Annotated in this window: 18 protein-coding genes and 3 tRNA genes; 8 read left to right on the top strand and 13 right to left on the bottom strand. The window is 70.7% G+C overall.

Features of this window, described 5'->3' with window-relative positions; genetic code table 11:
• Positions 1-2 precede the first annotated feature (2 nt).
• The gene (locus ACWDX9_RS32980) at positions 3-1,193 is read right to left on the bottom strand and encodes a glycosyltransferase family 4 protein (protein WP_449960824.1); all 1,191 of its coding nucleotides are present in this window, start codon (positions 1,191-1,193) and stop codon (positions 3-5) included.
• Entirely contained in the window at positions 1,190-2,035 is an 846-nt protein-coding gene (locus tag ACWDX9_RS32975) for a sulfotransferase family protein (protein ID WP_449960821.1), read from the bottom strand. Before ACWDX9_RS32975 ends, ACWDX9_RS32980 begins: the two co-directional genes overlap by 4 nt.
• Positions 2,036-2,124: 89 nt before the next feature.
• Between ACWDX9_RS32975 and ACWDX9_RS32970 the strand changes: the two genes are divergently transcribed.
• Positions 2,125-3,339: a hypothetical protein gene (locus ACWDX9_RS32970; protein WP_449960818.1), complete on the top strand. Its 1,215-nt coding sequence runs from the start codon at positions 2,125-2,127 to the stop codon at positions 3,337-3,339.
• Here ACWDX9_RS32970 and ACWDX9_RS32965 read toward each other — a convergent pair.
• Genes ACWDX9_RS32965 through ACWDX9_RS32955 form a run of 3 tightly spaced genes read right to left on the bottom strand, consistent with a single transcriptional unit; the run spans position 3,333 to position 6,458 of the window.
• The gene (locus tag ACWDX9_RS32965; protein ID WP_449960815.1) at positions 3,333-4,166 is read right to left on the bottom strand and encodes a carbohydrate ABC transporter permease; all 834 of its coding nucleotides are present in this window, start codon (positions 4,164-4,166) and stop codon (positions 3,333-3,335) included. The genes ACWDX9_RS32970 and ACWDX9_RS32965 overlap by 7 nt on opposite strands.
• Positions 4,163-5,083, bottom strand: coding sequence for a carbohydrate ABC transporter permease (locus tag ACWDX9_RS32960; protein ID WP_449960813.1), 921 nt, complete (start codon positions 5,081-5,083; stop codon positions 4,163-4,165). The genes ACWDX9_RS32965 and ACWDX9_RS32960 overlap by 4 nt, the downstream gene beginning before the upstream one ends.
• Before the next feature lie 40 nt (positions 5,084-5,123).
• Positions 5,124-6,458: an extracellular solute-binding protein gene (locus tag ACWDX9_RS32955; RefSeq protein WP_449960810.1), complete on the bottom strand. Its 1,335-nt coding sequence runs from the start codon at positions 6,456-6,458 to the stop codon at positions 5,124-5,126.
• Positions 6,459-6,665: 207 nt separating this feature from the next.
• Between ACWDX9_RS32955 and arfA the strand changes: the two genes are divergently transcribed.
• Positions 6,666-8,162 carry an arabinosylfuranosidase ArfA gene (gene arfA, locus ACWDX9_RS32950; RefSeq protein ID WP_449960807.1) on the top strand — a complete coding sequence of 499 codons (1,497 nt, stop codon included), beginning with the start codon at positions 6,666-6,668 and terminating at the stop codon, positions 8,160-8,162.
• 132 nt (positions 8,163-8,294) lie between these two features.
• Here arfA and ACWDX9_RS32945 read toward each other — a convergent pair whose 3' ends face one another.
• Both ACWDX9_RS32945 and ACWDX9_RS32940 read right to left on the bottom strand, forming a co-directional pair.
• On the bottom strand, positions 8,295-9,311 hold the full coding sequence (locus ACWDX9_RS32945; protein WP_449960804.1) for a LacI family DNA-binding transcriptional regulator: 1,017 nt from the start codon (positions 9,309-9,311) through the stop codon (positions 8,295-8,297).
• A 265-nt stretch (positions 9,312-9,576) separates the two neighbouring features.
• Positions 9,577-10,017 carry a MarR family winged helix-turn-helix transcriptional regulator gene (locus ACWDX9_RS32940; protein ID WP_449960801.1) on the bottom strand — a complete coding sequence of 147 codons (441 nt, stop codon included), beginning with the start codon at positions 10,015-10,017 and terminating at the stop codon, positions 9,577-9,579.
• Between the two features lie 118 nt (positions 10,018-10,135).
• Here ACWDX9_RS32940 and ACWDX9_RS32935 point away from each other — a divergent pair, with 118 nt between their 5' ends.
• The 3 genes from ACWDX9_RS32935 (at position 10,136) to ACWDX9_RS32925 (ending at position 14,298) form a co-directional block, all read left to right on the top strand.
• Positions 10,136-10,681, top strand: coding sequence for a nuclear transport factor 2 family protein (locus ACWDX9_RS32935; RefSeq protein ID WP_449960798.1), 546 nt, complete (start codon positions 10,136-10,138; stop codon positions 10,679-10,681).
• A gap of 259 nt (positions 10,682-10,940) precedes the next feature.
• Complete coding sequence (locus ACWDX9_RS32930; RefSeq protein ID WP_449960795.1) at positions 10,941-12,566, top strand: ABC-F family ATP-binding cassette domain-containing protein; 1,626 nt, start codon at positions 10,941-10,943, stop codon at positions 12,564-12,566.
• A complete protein-coding gene (locus ACWDX9_RS32925) occupies positions 12,559-14,298 on the top strand; it encodes an ATP-binding cassette domain-containing protein (RefSeq protein ID WP_449960792.1) in 1,740 nt (579 codons plus the stop codon). Before ACWDX9_RS32930 ends, ACWDX9_RS32925 begins: the two co-directional genes overlap by 8 nt.
• Before the next feature lie 38 nt (positions 14,299-14,336).
• Here the strand turns inward: ACWDX9_RS32925 and ACWDX9_RS32920 are convergent, their stop codons facing one another.
• Positions 14,337-15,149, bottom strand: coding sequence for an LLM class flavin-dependent oxidoreductase (locus ACWDX9_RS32920; protein WP_449960789.1), 813 nt, complete (start codon positions 15,147-15,149; stop codon positions 14,337-14,339).
• Positions 15,150-15,533: 384 nt separating this feature from the next.
• Here ACWDX9_RS32920 and ACWDX9_RS32915 point away from each other — a divergent pair, with 384 nt between their 5' ends.
• Complete coding sequence (locus ACWDX9_RS32915; RefSeq protein ID WP_449960786.1) at positions 15,534-15,806, top strand: hypothetical protein; 273 nt, start codon at positions 15,534-15,536, stop codon at positions 15,804-15,806.
• A gap of 449 nt (positions 15,807-16,255) precedes the next feature.
• On the opposite strand, the gene ACWDX9_RS32910 is transcribed toward ACWDX9_RS32915, so the two are convergent.
• From ACWDX9_RS32910 to ACWDX9_RS32895, 4 genes are all read right to left on the bottom strand, one after another.
• Positions 16,256-16,330, bottom strand: a tRNA-Val gene (locus tag ACWDX9_RS32910).
• A 1-nt stretch (position 16,331) separates the two neighbouring features.
• Positions 16,332-16,405 (bottom strand) — tRNA-Cys (locus ACWDX9_RS32905).
• A 16-nt stretch (positions 16,406-16,421) separates the two neighbouring features.
• Positions 16,422-16,493 (bottom strand) — tRNA-Gly (locus ACWDX9_RS32900).
• A 65-nt stretch (positions 16,494-16,558) separates the two neighbouring features.
• Entirely contained in the window at positions 16,559-17,194 is a 636-nt protein-coding gene (locus ACWDX9_RS32895; protein ID WP_449960784.1) for an ACT domain-containing protein, read from the bottom strand.
• Between the two features lie 241 nt (positions 17,195-17,435).
• On the opposite strand from ACWDX9_RS32895, the gene dusB reads away from it, so the two are divergent.
• Positions 17,436-18,548, top strand: a complete 1,113-nt coding sequence (gene dusB / locus ACWDX9_RS32890) for a tRNA dihydrouridine synthase DusB (protein WP_449960782.1) — start codon at positions 17,436-17,438, stop codon at positions 18,546-18,548.
• 21 nt (positions 18,549-18,569) lie between these two features.
• Here the strand turns inward: dusB and ACWDX9_RS32885 are convergent, their stop codons facing one another.
• Positions 18,570-19,349 (bottom strand): phytanoyl-CoA dioxygenase family protein, encoded by a 780-nt coding sequence (locus ACWDX9_RS32885; RefSeq protein ID WP_363972350.1) that lies wholly within the window; start codon positions 19,347-19,349, stop codon positions 18,570-18,572.
• 56 nt (positions 19,350-19,405) lie between these two features.
• On the opposite strand from ACWDX9_RS32885, the gene ACWDX9_RS32880 reads away from it, so the two are divergent.
• Positions 19,406-19,985, top strand: a 580-nt coding sequence (locus ACWDX9_RS32880) for an AraC family ligand binding domain-containing protein (RefSeq protein WP_449960778.1), incomplete at its 3' end; no start/stop codon positions are given.

The raw sequence follows: 19,985 nt of genomic DNA, 5'->3' as shown, positions 1-19,985 counted from the left end.
GGTCAGGTAAATCTTTTCCCGGACGTCCAGAAGTTGTCGGCCACGCGCTCACCCGCCAGCAACTCCGAGAACAAATCCTCCCACAATGGCATCACCAATTCAGGCGCGTACGCACGCGACGCTTTGTGCGCAGCCTCCCCCATCCGCACCCGCAGCTCCCGGTCACCCATGACCCGGCTCAGCGCGGCGGCCAGCGCGTCCACGTCCCGCGGCGGCACGAGCACGCCGTCCACCCCGTCGGTCAGCACGTCCCGGGGCCCGGTCGGGCAGTCGAAGGCGACCACGGGCAGCGCGTGCGTCATGGCCTCGATCATCACCATCGGCAGGCCCTCGAACCGGGAGCTCAGCGCGTAGACGGAGGACTCCGCCAGCTCCCTGTCCAGCCGGTCGGTGCGCCCGGCCAGCGACACGTGCTCGCCCAGCGCGAACCCGTCGATGAGCCCCTGCAACTGGCTCTTGCGCGGCCCGGTGCCGAAGATGCGCAACCGCCATTCCGGATGTTCCCGCGCCACCTGCGCGAAGGCCGTGATGAGCAGGTCGAACCCCTTCTGCGGCACCAGCCGCCCGGCCGCGACCACGACGGGATTGACCTGCTGGGAACGTTCCTGGTCGGCCTGATGGACCGCGTTCGGGATCTGCACGATGGGCGTCGAGGGCAGCAGGCGCTGGTACTCGAGCCGATTGGTGCGCGTCAGCACGGTGACCGCGTCGAACCGGCCGTAGTGGCGGGCGATCTCCCTGCGGATGGTGTCGGGGTACGCCGACAGGTTCATGTGCTCCTGGGCGACCCTGACGACGTCCTTGGCGGCGCGGCGGGCGGCGATCAGGTTCAGGGCGGGCCTGGTGGTGACGAGGACGCCGTCGCGCAGGCCGGAGACGTACTCCATCGCCGCCCACTCCACCCGCTCGGTGAAGTAGTCGGCCGCGAACTCGCCCCTCGGCACGATCTTGCCGCGTACCTTTCGCCAGGCCCTGCGCCCGAACGAGTCCGGCACCCTGCCGCCGCGCTGGTCCACCAGCGTGGTGATCCCGACCCGCGGGTCGAGCGCGAACTGGGGGGTGTCGCGCCGCCGCACCAGGCTGACCAGCTCGACGTCGTGGCCCGCGGCGGCCATCGCGTTGGCCTGGTTGACGACGGTGCGGATGGTGCCGCCCATGCCGTACGCGTGCAGCATGAGGTAGCGGATCTTCACGTGAGGTACCCCCAGGTCCGGCACATGGGTTTCAGCAGGTCCGGGACCTGGTCCGCGGAGGGGAGCTCCCGCGCGGGCTGCACGGCGCCGGAGCGGATCTTGTCGCGCCAGTCGCCGAGGCCCTTCTCCAGGACGGACTGCTTCCCGTAGGTGAGCATCCCCGGCTCCCACTCCAGGCCCAGGAACTCGCAGATCTCGCGGGTCACCTTCTCCGGGTCGGCGCTCAGCTCCTCGTACCTGACGGTCAGGCCGGGCAGGGCCGACCTGGCCCGTTGCACGGCCTTCATGTACCGCAGCGCGTCCAGCGCGGCCTCCTCGGGGGTGCGCCTGTCGGGGCTGGCCTCGTGCCAGGACGCGGCGATCGAGGCGGGGTGGCGGAGCAGGAAGACGAAGCGCGCGTCGGGCCAGCAGGCGGCGATGCGCTGGTAGGCGAAGGCGTTCGCGGGGGTCTTGTCCACGATGAACCGTTTGCCGCTGCGTACCAGCTCCCGGTGCAGGACGCGGTCCCACAGCAGATGCTCCAGATCGGCCTGGTTGTGGCCGAGGGCCGTCATCGCCTTGGCCGCCAGGTTCGTGTCGAACTGCACGCGGAGGCGGCGTACGTGCAGCTCGTGAGGGGCGTGCAGGGCGGAGTGGGCGTTCAGAATCGCGCGCAGGAGCGTCGAACCGGACCGCACGGGGGACAGGAGGAACACGGGGGAGTCGAGCAACCGGTCGGTCGCCGGATCCGCGGGCGGTCTGATCTCGGGAACGGGCTGGGGAGGAGCCGCTTTTCCTACACGTTCGATCTGGAATCCGGTGAACCTGACCAGCGCTTTGTTCATTTTGCGCTGCCAGTTCATGCCGAGGGAGACTACCCATCGTTCCTGGCAATTCCCTGGCAACGGTAAACGGCGGACGTAATCCGATATTTGCCGATACGCTCGCGCGCGTGGACGATCTCGATGGCGTTTCCTGGGGCAGGCTGAAGCACGCCTACGGCCGGGCCACGGACGTGCCCGGCCAGATTCGGGCGCTCGCGTCCGCCGACGAAGGCGAGCGCCAGAAAGCCATGTCGGCGCTCTACGGCAACATTTTCCACCAGGGCACCCGCTTCCCGGCCACCCCGCACGCGGTGCCGTTCCTGGCCCGCCTGGCCGCCGACCCCGCCACGCCCGACCGCGAGCTGATCCTCCATCTGCTCGCCTCCCTGGCCCTCGGCTACGAGGAGGGCCACCTGCCGGAAGGCGTCGGCATCGCGCGCTGGCGCGAGGAGAGCGCGGGTGTGCAGTCCAGGAGCAAGGAGGAGGCCGACGCCCACCTCGAGCAGTGGGTGGCCGAGGCGCCGAACGACGCCGTCCGCAGGGACCGGGCCTACGTCCGGCAGACGTACGACCACAAGCTGGAGCGCATGTTCGACGCCGCCATGCTGGCCTCCTACGACGCCGTCAGGGAGAACCTGCCGATCTCCCTCCTGGCCGACGGGGATCCGCACGTCAGGGCGGCCGCGGCGTACCTCGTGAGCTGGTTCCCGGAGGAGGCGGACACCATTGGGCCCGCGCTCGCCGGCCTCGTCGAGGCCGACGCCGAGCCGGTCGCGGTCGCGACGGCGATGTTCGCGCTCTCCCTGCTGCCCTGGCCGACAGAGGCGTCGGCAGGGGCGTCGGCAGGGGCGCCGGCAGGGGCGTCGGCAGGGGCGCCGGCAGGGGTGATCGAGCCCGGGCTCGGCCACGCCGACGGCCTCGTACGTGACGCCGCCGCGCTGGCGCTGGTCAACCTGCACGGCGAGGACGCGCCCCAGCAGGCCCGCGACGCCGTCGTCAGGCTTCTCACCGCCACCGGCGACACCCCGCTCCCGTACGCCGAGGGCGACCTGGCCACGCTGGCCGCCCGCGTCAGCAAGCGACGCCTGCCCGGTGAGGCGCCCGCCAGGGCCCAGGCCCTCATCGCCCGCCTGGCGGCCGCGAAGCCCGTGGACGCCTTCCCGATCGCGGGCGACCTCCTGGAGACCGTCGCGGACGCGCCGGAGCTACGGCGCGCCGCCCTCACGGCCATCGCCGACCTGGGTGACGACGCGTGGAGCTGGATCAACCTCCGGGAGGTCCTGCGCGCCCACGGCGTCCCGGACGACCGGGACGCCCTGCGGGAGCACCTGCGGGATCACTGACCGGCCAGGCCGGTGTGGGCGACGCCGCGTACGATCTGCCGCTGGAAGAGCACGAACACCACCAGCAGCGGCAGCCCGGCCAGCACGACCGAGGCCATGATCTGCGCGTACCGCAGCCCGAACGTCCCCTGCACCACGTTGGCCAGCCCGACGGGCAGCGTCATCGTGTTCGGGTCGGTGGAGACCAGGAACGGCCAGAGGAAGTTGTTCCAGGTCGTGATGAACGTGAAGATCGACACGGCGGCCAGCACCGGGCGCGACAGCGGCAGCACGATCGTGAAGAACACCCGCCACCGCCCGGCCCCGTCCACGAAGGCCGCCTGTTCCAGCTCCGGCGGCACGTCCTGGAAGAACTTGAACAGCACGTACACGATCAGCGGCGCCGCCACCTGCGGCAGGATGATCGCCCACCAGGTGTCGACCAGCCCGAGCGCCACCATCTCCGCGAACAGCGGCGCGATCAGCACGTGCGGCGGCACCATGATCCCGGCCAGGACCACCGCGAGCAGCACCCGCTGCCCCTTGAACTGCGTGCGCGCGAACCCGTACGCGGCCATCGCCGAGAACAGCACGGTCAGGAACGTGACGATCACCGCGGTGACGGTCGAGTTGATCGCCCACTTGACGATGCCGCCGGTGCCCAGGACCAGCCGGTACGAGTCCAGCGTGATCTCGCTGCCGAACCACTGCAGCGGGACCTTCGTGGTCTCGGTCTCCGGCTTGAGCGAGGTCGCGATCGCCCAGGCGATGGGCGCGAGCCAGACCACCGCCAGGGCCAGGGCGACCACCAGCAGGACGAGCTGGCTGAAGCTGAACCGCTTGGTCATGACGAGACCTCCGTCCGCTTGCGGAACAGCCGCAGCTGCGCCAGAGAGACGATGACGATCAGGACGAACAGGATGTACGAGACGGCCGAGGCGTAGCCGGTGCGGTAACCGGTGAAGCCGACGTCGTAGGCGTACTCGATGATCGGCCTGGTGGAGTCCTGCGGCCCGCCGGCGGTCATCAGGTAGATCTGGTCGAACACCTTCAGCGACGCCAGCAGCTGCAGCACCACGATGAGCGCGGTCGTGCGGCCGAGCAGCGGCAGGGTGATCGAGCGCAGCTTGTCCCAGGCCGAGGCGCCGTCGATGGCGGCGGCCTCGTACAGGTGCTGCGGGATCGACTGCAGCGCGGCCAGGTAGAGCAGGAAGTTGAAGCCGACCGTCCACCAGACCGTGGTCAGCACCATCGACCACATGGCGACCGACGGGTCGCCCAGCCACAGCGTGTCGGTGCCGAGCGTGCCGTTGAGCAGGCCGTAGTCGGGCGGGTAGATCATCTGCAGCCACAGCAGCGACACGACGGCGGACGGCAGCAGGAACGGCCCGAAGAACGACAGCCGCCACAGCCACTGCACGAACCGCAGGTGGTGCACCAGCAGCGCGAACCCGAGGCCGAACAGCACCAGCGGGACCGTGCTCAGCACGGTGAACACCAGCGTGTTCCACAGCGAGTGCCACATGCGCGGGTCGGTGAACGCCTCGGCGTAGTTGGCGAACCCGACCAGGTGATTGTTGCCGCCCGCGATGTTCACGCTCGACAGGCTCATCCGGAAGCCGAGCACGGTCGGCCAGACCAGGAAGGCCAGGTAGATCAGCAGGAACGGCGCCACGAACAGCAGCCCGTGCTGCGTCCAGCCACGCCGGACCTTCGCCTGGGCGACGGGGGCGGAGGTCGCGGGGGCAGCGACAGTGGAGGTCATGCGCGCTCCTTCGTCGGTTCCATGACCTCGACGAGCCCGGTCATTGGCGCTCCTCGGCGGGGAAGGGGTTCGGGGCGGACAGCAGCCGGTCGAGCGCCGCCTTGGCCGCGGCCAGGCCCTCCTCCGGCGTGTGGTCCCCGGTGATGACCGGGGAGAAGGCCTGCCCGAACTCGAGCCACAGCCGCGACGCCGACCCGGTGAACCACACCTGCGGGTCGAGCGCGACGTCGGTGATGACCGAGCGGTACTCCGACTGCGGCTGGAGAGCCAGGTACTCGGGCTCCTCCAGCGCAGGCAGGTACGCGGGCACGTGCCCGGCGACCGCCCAGTCCGCGCTGTTCTCGACCAGGTAGGCGATGAACCGGTACGTGGCCCGCTCCACCTCGGGGTCGCGGTTGCGCTGGTGCGGCAGCACGAACGAGTGGCAGTCGGCCTGCGCCGCCCCCGAGCCGAACACGTTGGGGAACCGGGTCATGCTGAACGGCGTCTTGCGCTCCTTGAGCCCGGTGGTCTCCCAGTCGCCGTTCCACAGGAACGCGGCCTGGCCGTTGGTGAAGTTGGCCACCGAAGCCCCGTAGTCGGTGCGCCGGTCGCACAGCCCCTCCTCCCCGAGCCGGCGCATGAACCGCAGCACCTCGAGCGCCTTGGCGTCGTCGATCGCGATCTTGGTGCCGTCGTCCGACAGCAGCGTGCCGCCGCTCTGCGGGTAGAGCGAGTACCACACGCGCCAGGGGCCCACGGTGCCGATGCCGAGCGCGTCGTAGGCCAGCGGGGGCTTGCCGCCCATCACCTCCTTGGCCTTGTTCAGCGCCGCCACCAGCTCGTCCACGCCCGTCGTGGGCTTCAGCCTGCCGTCGGGGCCGAGCAGCCCGGCCTTCCCGCAGATGTCGGTGTTGTAGTACTGCACCATCGGGTGGGCGTCGAACGGGATCGCGTACAGCACTCCGTCGAGGTGGGCACGCTCCCAGATGGGCGGGCTGAAATCGGCGGCCCGCAGGCCGACCTCCTCCAGCAGCTTCACGTTGATGGGGTCGAGGATCTGCCCCGCGCCGATCCCGGCCAGGCGGGCCAGGTGGAAGGTCGCCAGATCGGGGGAGCGGCCGCCGGAGCCGGCCATCGCGATCTTCGTGTAGTACGGCTCGCCCCAGGCGAGCACGTTCTCCTCGACGAAGATGTCCGGGTTGTCCTTGGCGAACGCCTGGACCATCTTGTTCATGATGATCCCGTCGCTCGCGCCGAGGAAGTGCCAGTACTGGACCCTGGTCTGGGACGAGCCGAGCCCGACGGGGATGGCGCATCCGGTGGCGGCGGCGCCGGCGAGTGCGAGGCTTCCGCCGAGAAGCAGGCGGCGGGAGATGTGAGGGGGATCTTGCACGGTGGCCTCTTCCTGCGAGCTGTCGCTTTCCGCTGAGGTCGGGGGCCGTTTGTTTCGTTGGGGTTACCCGAGTGTTAGCGGTAACAACCGGCCTGTCAAGCCCCCTCCCTGACCAGCGCCACCTGGTGGTGCACCCCTTGACCGGCCTCCTTGTTATCGCTAACAATCTGGATCACGTAACGCCCGCGAAACCCAGGAGATCTCTCCGTGCACCAGGCAAAACTCACGCTCGATCCCGCGTTCAAGGTCGCCCCCGTCCGGCGGCGCACCTTCGGCACGTTCGTCGAACACCTCGGGCGCTGCGTCTACACCGGCATCTTCGAGCCGGGCCACCCGTCGGCCGACGAGGACGGCTTCCGCGGCGACGTGCTCGACCTGACCAGGGAGCTGGGGGTGTCCACGGTCCGCTACCCGGGCGGCAACTTCGTCTCCGGCTACCGCTGGGAGGACGGCGTCGGCCCCGTCGATCGGCGCCCCCGCCGGCTGGACCTGGCCTGGCACAGCACCGAGACGAACGAGGTCGGCGTGGACGAGTTCGTCCGCTGGTGCCGCAAGGCCGGCGTCGAGCCCATGATGGCGCTCAACCTCGGCACCCGCGGCATCGAGGCGGCCCTCGATCTGCTGGAGTACTGCAACCACCCGTCCGGCACCGCGCTGTCCGACCAGCGCATCGCCAACGGCTCCAAGGAGCCGCACGCGATCAGGATGTGGTGCCTGGGCAACGAGATGGACGGCCCCTGGCAGACCGGGCACAAGACCGCCCACGAGTACGGCCGGCTCGCCGCCGAGACCGCCCGCGCCATGCGCATGGTGGACCCGTCCCTCGAACTGGTCGCCTGCGGCAGCTCCAGCTCCAGCATGCCGACCTTCGGCGCGTGGGAGGCCACGGTGCTGGAGGAGGCGTACGACGTGGTGGACTACATCTCCTGCCACGCGTACTACGAGGAGAAGGACGGCGACCTGGGCAGTTTCCTGGCCTGCTCGACCGACATGGAGTACTTCATCCGCTCGGTCGTGGCCACCGCCGACTCCGTCGGCGCCCGGCTGAAGTCGCGCAAGCGGATCGACCTCTCCTTCGACGAGTGGAACGTCTGGTACCTGTCGCGCTTCCAGAACGCCGCGCCGCCCGCCGACTGGCCGGTCGCGCCGCGGCTGCTGGAGGACCACTATCACCTGGCCGACGCCGTCGCCTTCGGCGGCCTGCTGATCACCCTGCTGCGCAACAGCGACCGGGTCACGGCCGCGTCGCTGGCCCAGCTCGTCAACGTCATCGCGCCCATCGTGACCGAGCCCGGCGGGCGGGCGTGGCGCCAGACCACCTTCCACCCGTTCGCGCAGGCGTCCCGGCTCGCGGCCGGCGACGTGTTGCGGGTGGAGCCGGTGTCGCCGTCGTACGAGACGGCGCAGTTCGGCGAGGTGCCGCTGCTGCACGCGGTGGCCACGCACTCGGAGGAGGGCACGACGCTGTTCGCCGTCAACCGCTCGACCGACGGGCCGCTCTCCCTGGAGATCGACACCCGGGCGCTCGGCGGCGCCCGCATCGTCGAGGCCACCACCCTGACGGACCCGGACGTCTACGCCCGCAACACGGCCGACGACCCGGACCGGATCGCGCCCCGGGCGAACGCGGACGTGGAGCAGGACCCGGCCCGCGTGCTCCTGCCCCCGGTCTCCTGGAACGTGATCCGCCTGGCCCGCCCGTAACCAGCACACCGGGCTGACCGTTGGCGCTCAGCCCGGCACCTTTGTGGGGCTGACCGCTCATGCTCGGCCCGGCACCTGCGCCGGGCTGAGTACGGGACCACGCCACGGACTTCACCGGCGGACCCTCGCCTCCTACGCCTCCGGGGCCGGGGCGGTGCTCTCCCTCACGACCAGCTCGGGCTCCACCAGCCGCCGCGCGTCGACCGACGCTCCCGCCATCCGGTCCAGCAGCAGATGGAAGGCGTGCCGGCCCACCTCGTGGAAGTCCTGGCGTACGGTCGTCAGCGGGGGCCAGAAGTACGCCGACTCGGGAATGTCGTCGAACCCGGCCACGCTCACGTCCTCCGGCACCCGCCGCCCGGCCTCACGCAGGGCGCGCAGCACGCCGAGCGCCATCTGGTCGTTGGACGCGAACACGGCGGTGACCTCGGGATCCCGGGCCAGCTGCTGCCCGAGCTGGTAGCCGGAACGCGAGCTCCAATCACCCCGCAGCACCTCGGGCACCGGCCGGTCGGCGGACTCCAGCACGCCCCGCCACCCCTCGATGCGCCCGTTCGCGTCGAGCCAGTCGGCCGGCCCGGCCACGTGCCACACCGTGCGATGGCCGAGGCTGAGCAGGTGCCGGGTGGCCCTGGCCGCGCCCGTACGCTGATCCACCTTGGCCACGGGCACGGGGATGTCGTCCCCGGCGTCGACCGCGACCACGGGCATCTCGGCCGGCAGATGCCGCAGCCCGTCGGCGGCCGACTCGTGCGGCGCGACGATGATCACGCCGTCCACGGCCTGGTCGCGCAGCCGTTCCACGCCTTCCTCCATCGACTTGCGGCTGAGCGAGGGCAGGCTGGCGATGCTCACGTTGAACCCGGCGTTCCTGGCGGCCTGCTCGATGCAGTAGAGCGTGGAGGCGGGCCCGTACAGGGTGGTGTCGATGCTCACCACCCCGAGCACCCCGGACCGCCCGGTGACGAGCTGGCGCGCGGCCTGGTTGGGCCGGTAGTCGAGCTCCTGCACGGCGGCGAGCACGCGCGCCCTGGTCTCGGCCCGCACCCGATCCGGCGCATTGAGCACGCGCGACACGGTCATGGCCGAGACTCCGGCGAGCACGGCTACGTCCATGAGCACCGCAGGCCTGCCGTCCCTGGATCTCACGGAGGCTCACCCCCTTGCCGATAACGCTAACAGCCGCCGACCCCGAACGCGCGGACCATTATCACCGCCCGACCCGCCTCCCGAAAAGCACGGCCTTCCACGACGGGGCCGCTTCGCGCCCGGGATTCCAGACAGCGCCTCCCAGAGGGCTCCCGCCCCCTTCGATCCCCCGAAAACCTCCGCTCGCCGGGCGCCCACCCGTTGCCTGCTTACCGGGTGGCCCTGCTGGAGCCCGCCCAGAGCACCACACAGGGACGGCGCTGTTTCAGGCGCCTTCGACGATGCTCCACAGCATGCTGTGGAACTTGGCATGCTCGGAAGCCGGGATGGCGGCGAGGCGCTCGCTGATGGCCGCGTCGCGGGCCACGGCGACCTGGTTCTTCACCTCGACGCCCCTCGGCGTGGCCGTCGGAATGCGGACGCGCCGGTCGCGTTCGGAGACGTTGCGGACGATCAGGCCGTCCTTCTCCAAGCGGTCGATGATGGCCACCAGCGTCGTCTTGTCGATGTCGAGCTCGCGGGCGATCTCGAGCTGAGTGCGTTGCGAGCCGTCGCTGACCAGGGCGAGGACGAGCCAGTCCCGCAGGTCGGCGAGGCCGGCCGCGCGCGACACCCTGTTGAAGGCCTCCTTGAGCGCCTCGGCGGCGCGGTGGGCCAGCCAGGTCAGGTCTTCGGCCGGCACGGGGCGGTCACTGTCTTGGTGCACGAGCGGATGCTATCGCATGCTCCTCGGATGGTCCGGTCTCATATCGTCTTGCTTCGGATAATCCATCGCCGTATGGTTGAGCGCTCGGAGACCGCCCTCAACGGCTGGGAGAACGCGCATGACCACCGACCTCGGAGCCCGGATCCGCCGGCTCGAAGACCGCGTCGAGATCGTCGAGCAGGTCACCAAGTACGCGATCAGCGTCGACCGCCGTGACTGGGAGCTGTTCGCCGCCTGTTTCACCGACCCCGTGTACACCGATTACTCCGAACTGGGCAGCCCGGCCGGAAGCTTCGCCCGCGACGAGGTCGTCCGCCGCATCAGCGAGGCCCTCGACGGATTCACCGCCACGCAGCACATCAGCCCGAACCATGTCGTCGAATTCGACCCGGACGATCCCGACCGGGCGATCTGCCACTCCGCCATGTACGCGCAGCACCTCCTCGAAGGGTCCGAGGGCGGTGACTTCTACCTGCTGCGCGGCTCGTACACCAACCACATGCTCCGCACCCGGGACGGCTGGCGCATCGAGCGCATCGTCCAGCACGTCGGCTGGGCCGACGGCAACCACGGCGCGGTCGCGGAAGCCGTGGCCCGGACTCGGGCGAAGGGGAATCAGGGGATAGCTGGGGCCCGGACCTGGGTGAAGGGGGCCAAGGGGTAGCTGGGTGCGGACCCGGACGAAAGGGACCAGGGGAAAGTCGGCGCTCGGCGGGTGCTATGGTGTGAAACGCTCGTGATCAGAGGCTAGGAGACCAGACGTGGCAGGTGACGACGACATCTCCGGGTGATACCGGAGGTTGATCGGCCCCGGCAGGCGCACATGACCGCCGCCGATGTGGCCCTCGTCGTCATTCCCGAACCCCTGTCCCCTTTACCGGGCGGCTTCGGCGCGCCCGCGTTCTCTCACGAGGTCTTCTCGCATGTCCGACGCGTTCATCATCTGCTCCAGCCTGTCCTTCTCCTGGCCTGACGACACGCCCGTCTTCAGCGACCTGTCCTTCACCGTGGGCGGCGGCCGTACGGGCCTCGTCGCCCCCAACGGCGCGGGCAAGAGCACGCTGCTCAAGCTAATCGCCGGCGAGTACCGGCCCGTAGGCGGGAGCGTGTCCGTCGGCGGGCTGCTCGGTTACCTGCCGCAGAGCCTGCCCCTCACCGGCGACCTGACCGTGGCCGAGGTCCTTGGGATCGCTCCGGTGATCGCCGCGCTGGACGCCATCGAGTCGGGCGACGCCAGTGAGGAGCACTTCACCACGATCGGCAACGACTGGGACATCGAGGAGCGCACCCGCGCCCAGCTCGACCGGCTGGGGCTCGGCGATCTCGTGTTCGACCGCACGCTGCGGACGCTGAGCGGCGGCCAGGTCGTCTCGCTCGGCCTGGCCGCGCAGCTGCTCAGGCGGCCCGACGTCCTGCTGCTCGACGAGCCGACGAACAACCTCGACCTCGCCGCCCGCCGCCGGCTCTACGACGTGCTCGGCGACTGGAACGGCTGCCTGCTCGTGGTCAGCCACGACCGGGCCCTGCTCGACCGGATGGACCGCATCGCCGAGCTCGACCGGGGTGAGGTCCGCTTCTACGGCGGCGACTTCACCGCGTACGAGGAGGCCGTACGCGCCGAGCAGGAGGCCGCCGAGCGGAACGTGCGCAGCGCCGAGCAGGAGCTCAAGCGCGAGAAGCGGGAGATGCAACAGGCCCGCGAGCGCGCCGACCGCCGGGCGAGCAACGCCGCCCGCAACCTCAAGAGCGCCGGGCTGCCGCGCATCTTCGCCGGGAACATGAAGCGGGGCGCCCAGGAGTCGGCCGGGCGGGCGGGCCAGATGCACGCCGCCCGCGTCAGCGACGCCAAGGCCAGGCTCGACGAGGCCGGGCGGGCGCTGCGCGACGACCAGAAGATCACGCTGGAGCTGCCGGGTACGAACGTGCCCGCCGGGCGCACGGTGTTCCACGGCGAGCACCTGCAGGCCCGCGGCCTGTTCGCCGAGCCGGGCGTCGACCTGACGGTACGCGGTCCCGAACGCATCGCGCTGACCGGCCCCAACGGCGCGGGCAAGTCGACCCTGCTACGCCTGATCAGCGGCGACCTGACGCCCGACGGCGGCACGACCAGGCGGGCCGACGGCCGGGTCGCCTACCTGTCGCAGCGGCTCGACCTGCTCGACGTCGAGCGCACCGTGGCCGAGAACCTGGCCGCGTTCGCCCCCCGCAGGCCGGAGGCGGAGCGGATGAACCTGCTCGCCCGCTTCCTGTTCCGCGGCGCCCGTGCCCATCTGCCGGTGGGCGTGCTGTCGGGCGGCGAACGGCTGCGCGCCACGCTGGCCTGCGTGCTCTGCGCCGATCCGGCTCCGCAGCTCCTGCTGCTCGACGAGCCCACCAACAACCTCGACCTGGTCAGCGTGGGGCAGCTGGAAAGCGCGCTCGGCTCGTACGAGGGGGCGTTCGTGGTGGTCAGCCACGACGAACGGTTCCTGGCGGAGATCGGGGTGGAGCGCCGGCTGGAGCTGTCCGGCGGCCGGCTGCTGGAGACCGGAGGGCCCGCCGGTGAGTGACGCGCTGCTCGCCCGCGACCTCGTACGGACGCTGGGCACGCGGCGCGTGCTCGACGGCGTCACCCTCACCGCCGCCCCCGGCCGCCGGATCGGGCTGATCGGCGAGAACGGCGCGGGCAAGTCCACCCTGCTGCGGCTGCTGGCGGGGGTGGACCAGCCCGACTCCGGCACCGTCGTCCGCCCCGCCGACCTCGGCTTCCTGCACCAGGAGCTGCCGTTCGACGGCGATGCCACGGTCGCCGACGTGCTCGACGACGCCCTGCGCGAGGCGCGCGCGGACCTGGCCGAGCTCGACCGGCTCACCCGGGAGCTCTCCGGGGCCCCGGACGACGCCGCTCTGCTCGAAGCGTACGGGGCCCGGCTCGACCAGGCCCAACAGCGCGAGTCCTGGGACGCCGACCGGCGCGCGGAGATCGTCCTCGACCGGCTCGGCCTGGGTGGCGTGCCGCGTTCCCGTGCGCTCGCGTCGCTGTCGGGCGGGCAGCGCGGGCGGCTCGCCCTGGCGGCGCTGCTCGTCAGGCGGCCCGCGGCGCTCCTGCTGGACGAGCCCACCAACCACCTGGACGACGCCGCCGCGGTGTTCGTGGAGGAGCAGCTGTGCGGGATGACCGGGGTCGTGGTCGTGGCCAGCCACGACCGGGCTTTCCTGGACGCGGTCTGCACGGACCTGCTCGACCTCGACCCCGCGGTGGACGGGCCCGTCCGGTACGGGGGCGGGTACGGCGCGTACCTGGCCGAGAAGCGGGCCGAGCGGGAGCGCTGGGAGCGGCGGCACGTGGAGGAGCAGGCCGAGCTCGGCGAGCTGCGCCGGTCCGTCGCGGTGACGGCGCGGCGGGTGGCGCTGGACGGGCTGCGGCGCGACAACGAGAAGATGGGGTACGGGCACCGAGGGGGGCGCGTGCAGAGCCAGATCTCGCGCAGGGTGCGCAACGCCGCCCGGCGGCTGGCCGAGCTGGAACGCGACCAGGTCCCCGCCCCACCGGCGCCACTCCGCTTCCACCCTCCGGCCCTGGCCTCCCACGCGCCGGACGACCCCACTCCGGCCCTGGCCCCCCACGCGCCGGACGACGCCACTCCCGCCCTGGCCGCTAACGCGCCGCAGGACGCCGCCGGTCCCGCCCTGGCCACCCACGCACCGCAGGACGTCGCCCCCGACACGCCGCCCCTGCTGTCGTTGCGGGACGTGCGGGTGCCCGGACGGCTCGCGATCGACCGGCTCGACGTGTCACCAGGGGAGCGCCTGCTGATCACCGGACCGAACGGAGCGGGCAAATCGACGCTCCTGGCAGTACTGGCCGGCCGGCTCGACGCAACGGGTGAGGTGCGGCGGAGGCACGGGCTGACCGTCGGGCTGCTGGCCCAGGACACCGTGTTCGAGCGGCCGGACCGCACGGTGCGGGAGACGTACGAGCTGGCACTGGGAGCGGAGCGCGCCGAGTCCGTGCCGCTGCGCTCCCTCGGCCTGATCGGCCGGCGGGACGTGGACCTGCGGGTGGGCGAGCTGTCCGCCGGCCAGCGCCGGCGGCTCGCGCTGGCGCTGCTGGTGGCGGACCCGCCGGAGGTGCTCCTGCTCGACGAGCCCACCAACCACCTCTCGCCCCGCCTCTCCGACGAGCTGGAGGAGGCGATGGGCACGGCGGGACCCGGCGCGATAGTGATCGCCAGCCACGACCGGTGGTTGCGGGCGCGCTGGCAGGGCCGTCACCTCCGGCTTCACCACCGTGACAGGTGACGCCGGCCACCGGCCTGGAGGCGCGAATGACAAAGGCCTCAGCCCACGTGCGGCGGCCCCGCCTTGACGCGCTCCACGAGTTGCTCCATGGAGCCCCGATATCCGTGGAGGTGCTCCAGCCACCAGGTAGCGCCCGCGTCGGCGTAAGCCTTTACCGAGGAGCCAGGCTCGCTGACCCCGATGATCGCCACGTCGAAACCCGCGGCTGAAGGCCGGCGCCGGAGCACCTCTCCGACCTGAACGGCGAGCGAGTCCGGCGACAGCGTCATGCGGCACTCCTGGTCGTCACCGCCGACGATCCACCCGTCCCAGCGAGCGGCCCGGCGAAGAGCGCCCGGAGCCGAGCCGCCGACCCACACCGGGACTCGGGGGCGCTGGAGGGGCAACGGCGACAGGCGTACCCCGTCGACCGTGTAGTGGGCGCCCCGGTGGTGCACCTCGGCGCCGGACCAGAGCGAGGAGATGACCTCCAGCGCCTCGTCGAGCACGTTCGCACCGGGCCGGGACGAGCCGAACGCGGTGAACTCGGCGGTCACTCCGCCCAGCCCGGCACCCAGGATCGCCCGGCCGCCGCTCAGCCGATCGAAAGTGGCCACGGTGTGAGCCAGCGTTTCCGGACGGTGCCGGGCCACGGCGGTCACCGCGGTGCCCAACCGGACACGGGAGGTTTCCTGGGCCGCGGCGGCCAGCACCACCCACGGGTCGGCCGATGGCGTCCCCCAGGCGAAGGCAAGGTGATCCCACACCACCACGGCATCCCATCCGGCGGCCTCGGCCTCCCGAGCCAGATGAACCAAGCGCGATGGCTCTGCGAGCTCACCGAGGATCGCGATGTCGATGCCGTAACGCATAGGCCCACCCAAGCAGTCGGCACCGACGTTTCAGGACGACGTCGAGGGCGGGAGTCCGTTGCCGAGGAGGCTCGGCAGGGCTGCCGGTCAGGCTGTCGGATCTTGATCGACCTGAGCTGCGACGTCAGGTGTAACCGGCTCAGGAGGGCCGTTCTTGGCCCTCACCGCCTCAACGGTGAATCGGAGCACTTGCTCAGTTCGGAGCGGACGGTTACTGTTTTTTTGGCGAAGCGATCCAGAGTGATGTGCAGCGGGGATGGTCACTCAGGGCCGACGAAGCGGCTGGATCATCCGCGATGCCCGTGCTGGCGGACACGCGGTCATGGGGGGAAGGCGCGCAAGCGTCTGGGAAGTGACCCAACGGACCGTGGACCGGGATCGCAGATGATCGTTCTGAACGCAACCTGGCAGCGAGTGGCGCTCGGCGCGCTCTTGGTTCTCCTCCTCATCCCGGTTGTCGCCATAATGGCGCCGGCGTTGCCCATCCTGATCTGGCGGTCGGAGGGGCGTGAGTTCGTTCTCGCCCTGTTCGACAAGGTCACGGAACTTGCACGGGCACTCGTGCCACGGGATGACGGCACCGACGAAGCCGTCGAAGGTGAGGGCCTCAAGCTCGCTCCGGCCGATCAACAGAGCGTCGAGTCGGCAGCGAGCTGAGCGGGATGGAAGGACTCGAGCCCAGGAACGATCGCATCTGCCCGCACCCCGTACGGCGAGCAGCCGCCCACGGTGCAGACGGCCGCGTTGCGCCGCAGGTGCGGGCGCAGGACGCCGTTGCGGACGTCGTCCCGGCGCGGCGGCGAATACCAAAGCGTCGGAGCGGACGGATCCGGCTTGATCTCGCGCTCGACTGCAAACCGCTAGATCGGTTCAGCGTGCACCCCTGCTGCCGTCAGATGCTCCAGAACCCGATCCAGGGCCGCGTTCCGGGCTGCCGCATTCTTCTGCGATATCGGCTGTCCCAGCACCCCTCGCCGGGAGAAGTGACTGTCAGAGGGCCGGCGCAATGTCAGCACCGGTGCTGACAACAACGATGATCGACCCGGAACAACAAGAAGCCCCAGACTCTCGGCATGTGCCGTGAGCTGGGGCTTCAACTCTTGAACTGGTGGACGATACTGGGATTGAACCAGTGACCTCTTCCGTGTCAGGGAAGCGCTCTCCCGCTGAGCTAATCGTCCGTGGAGGTGGCGACGGGATTTGAACCCGTGTGGACGGCTTTGCAGGCCGCTGCCTCGCCTCTCGGCCACGCCACCGAGTCGAATCTCTCCGAGCGGAAGACGGGATTCGAACCCGCGACCCTCACCTTGGCAAGGTGATGCTCTACCACTGAGCCACTTCCGCGTTGCTGCCTCGACAACTCTAGCGCGTTCGCCGACCGGATGGTTACGCGTAGCGGTGGAGTGCGCCTATTTGCGGAGCTGGCGGGCCACGCTCCGCTCGGTGGCGGGCAGGCTGAGGAAGATCTCCAGGATGCGGGAGAGGCGGTGGACCTCGATGCGGTGGAAGGCGGGGCCTTCCGAGCGGGCCAGGAGGAGGGAGAGGGCCAGGGGCGGCAGCGGGGCGTGGATGACGTGCAGCCCCTCCTCCAGGGTGACGGCCGTCGGGCGGGACGGGGTCTCCTCCGGGACGATCAGGTCTTTCGGGGCGCGCCAGCTGGCGTACAGGACGCGCCGCTCGGCCGTCGTGGCGGCCCAGTCGGCGCTGAACAGGACCGGGAGCGAGTCGACGAGCGTGGTGAGCGCGCGGTCGCCCGCCGTGGTGATGTACTTGAGAATCTCCAGCTCAGGGTACGTGCCCGGGGCCTCCCGCGTGGTCCAGATGCCCTCGACCGCCACGCCCTCCACCGTCTCCAGGCTCTTGACCAGCGACTGCCTGGGCGTGCTCTCCGCGCAGAAGACCGTGATGTCGTCGACGGCCTGGCCGGCGCCCCGGTCGAGCACGGTCACCTGCGTGATGTCGGCCCCCGACGCCCCCAGGACCTTGGTCACCTGTGCGAGCGAACCCGGCTTGTCGGGCAGCGCCACCCGTACGCGAAGAAGCATCCGTCCTCTCTCCGCTCAAGATGCGAATAACAACGTCTCTGATCAGCTTAGCCATCCTGCGTCAGGAATATTCGGCTGGGATCGTTGCCCACCTGGGCGGGGAGGCGTGGGCGCTCACCCTGAGCGACCATGAGATTACCAGGCTTTGGCCTGTGCGGGTAGAACGTGTGAGCGATGCGCGAGTGGCAACCTGACGTTTGCGAATACCCGTTACGGCCTGACCTGCGCTACAACTGACGGAGTGAAGATTGGGCCGATTGGGGTGTGGCCGCCGGTGGTGCTGGCGCCGATGGCGGGCATCACGAACGCGCCGTTCCGGGTGCTGTGCAGGGAGCAGGGCGCGGGCCTGTTCGTCTGCGAGATGATCACGACGCGCGCGCTGGTCGAGCGCAACCCGAAGACGCTGCGGATGATCAGGTTCGCGGAGTCGGAGCGGCCCAGGAGCATCCAGCTGTACGGGGTGGATCCCGATATCGTGGGGCGGGCGGTCAAGATGATCGCCGAGGAGGACCTGGCCGATCACGTCGACCTGAACTTCGGCTGCCCCGTGCCCAAGGTGACCAGGCGTGGGGGCGGGTCCGCGCTGCCGTACAAGAGGAATCTGCTGCGGCGGATCCTGCGGGAGGCGGTGGCCAACGCGGGGTCGTTGCCCGTCACGATGAAGATGCGCAAGGGGATCGACGACGACCACCTGACGTATCTCGACGCGGGGCGGATCGCGGCCGAGGAGGGCGTCGCGGCGATCGCGCTGCACGCCCGTACGGCCAAGCAGCATTACGGGGGAGTGGCCGACTGGGAGGCCATCGCCCGGCTGAAGGAGGCCGTGCCGGAGATCCCCGTGCTGGGCAACGGCGACATCTGGTGCGCCGACGACGCCCTGCGCATGGTGGCGCGCACCGGGTGCGACGGCGTGGTGGTCGGGCGGGGCTGCCTGGGGCGGCCGTGGCTGTTCAAGGACCTGGAGAACGCGTTCAACGGCAGCCCCGAGCGGGCCCGGCCCACGCTCGGCGAGGTCGCCGAGGTGATGGCCAGGCACGCCGAAGGGCTGACCGAGTGCTTCGACATCGAGCGGTACGCGGTCGCCGATTTCCGCAAGCACGTGGGGTGGTATCTGAAGGGGTTCACGGTCGGGAGCGAGCTGCGGCGGGAGCTGGCCACGTCCGAGTCGCTCGACGGGCTGCGCGAGGGGCTGGCGAAGCTGGAGCACGACCAGCCGTGGCCGCCGAACACCGACACGCCTCGGGGGAAGTCGGGGGAGCGGACCAAGGTGCTGCTGCCGGACGGGTGGCTGGACGACCCCTGGGACTGCGTGATCCCCGACGGCGACGCGGAGTCCGACATCTCCGGCGGTTGACCTCTTCTTCGGGTGCGCGGCTCAGTGCGGGCCGGTGATCTCGGTGCCGCAGGGGCCGCCGCCCACGGACGTCTCCAGCCGGACGGGTTCGCCCGACATCGTGAGCGTCGGGTAGTACTCGGCGATCCGCTCGGCCGAGCGGCCCACGTAATGGCAGATGAAGCTGCGCCTGAAGCGGTCGGCCGTGCTGTTCGGCTCCGAGCCGTGCACCAGGCTGCCGTTGAAGAACAGCACGTCCCCGGGCTCCATGTCCACCGGCACCTTCGTCAGGCCGGGCGGCGGCGGCACGTACTCCCTGGTGAAGGAGATGTCCTGGTCCGCCTCCTCCGGGCAGAACAGGTCCATGAGATGCGTCCCCGGCACGACCTCGAGGCCGCCGTTGGCCCGGTCCACCTTGTCGAGCGCCACCCATGCGGCCACGCACGTGCCCGGTTCGACCCGGAGGTAGAAGTTGTCCTGGTGCAGCGCCTGGCCCCTGGCGCCCGGCGGCTTGAAGTAGAACATGCTCTGGGCTGCTATCGGCTCCTCTCCTAGGATGTCGCGGAGAATCGCGGCGATGCGCGTGTCGAGCAGATACCGCAGGGCCAGGTCGTTCACCTGGTGAGGGTGCATGATCCGCGGGTAGTCACGGAGGATGTCGTACGGCCGGCCGGGTTCCTGCGGCTGCGGTGCGAAGTGACCCGGGATCGGCCCCTTGGCGTGCAGCGCCATGAACGCGTCGCGCAGCTCGGCCACCTCTTCCGGGGCGAGGAGACCGGGCACCAGCAAGTACCCCTGATCGTGGAAGTCGTTGAGCCTCATGTTTCCCACGCTAGAGACCGGGATCGTGGAACGGTATGCCTGTGACCGCTGAGGACATGTCTGTTCCTGCTGCCGAGCTGACGATCGTCGGCCACTACGACAAGGCGCCCGGGTACGCGACCCGCCGTCCCGCCGGGTCGCCGAGCTGGCTGCTGCTGTGGACGGAGGCGGGGGCGGGGTTCGTGGCGCAGGGCGGGGCGTCGTTCGAGGTCCGGGAGGGGGACCTGGCGGTGCTCGGGTCCGGGGTGTCGCAGTACTACCGGGTGCTGCCGGGGGCGGAGCGGTGGCGGTTCTGGTGGGTGCACTTCCAGCCCCGGCCCTCGTGGGCGGCCTGGCTGGGGCCGTTCGCCCGGGGTGACGGGTGCCATCTGGTCGGAGGCGTGCCGGTGGGCGTGCGCGGGCGGATGGGGCTGGCGTTCGAGCGCGCGCTCCAGGACGCCCGGTGGGTGCCGGCCACGCCCCTGCCCGACGTGTACCGTCCCGTGGCGGCTTCCGCCGAGGCGCGGCTGCCCGCCGTCGTCCTGTCGGGGCCGGTGCGTGAGCTGGTGCTGGGTGCCGTCGAGGAGGCGATCGTCCTGGCCACCGCCTCCGCCCGGCCCGAGGGGGCGCGGCGGCCGGACGAGGGCGACGAGCGGG

It is taken from the genome of Nonomuraea sp. NPDC003201, assembly GCF_053590415.1.
Note: the sequence above shows the minus strand (reverse complement) of the source record. Positions and strands in the feature narration are given on the sequence as shown.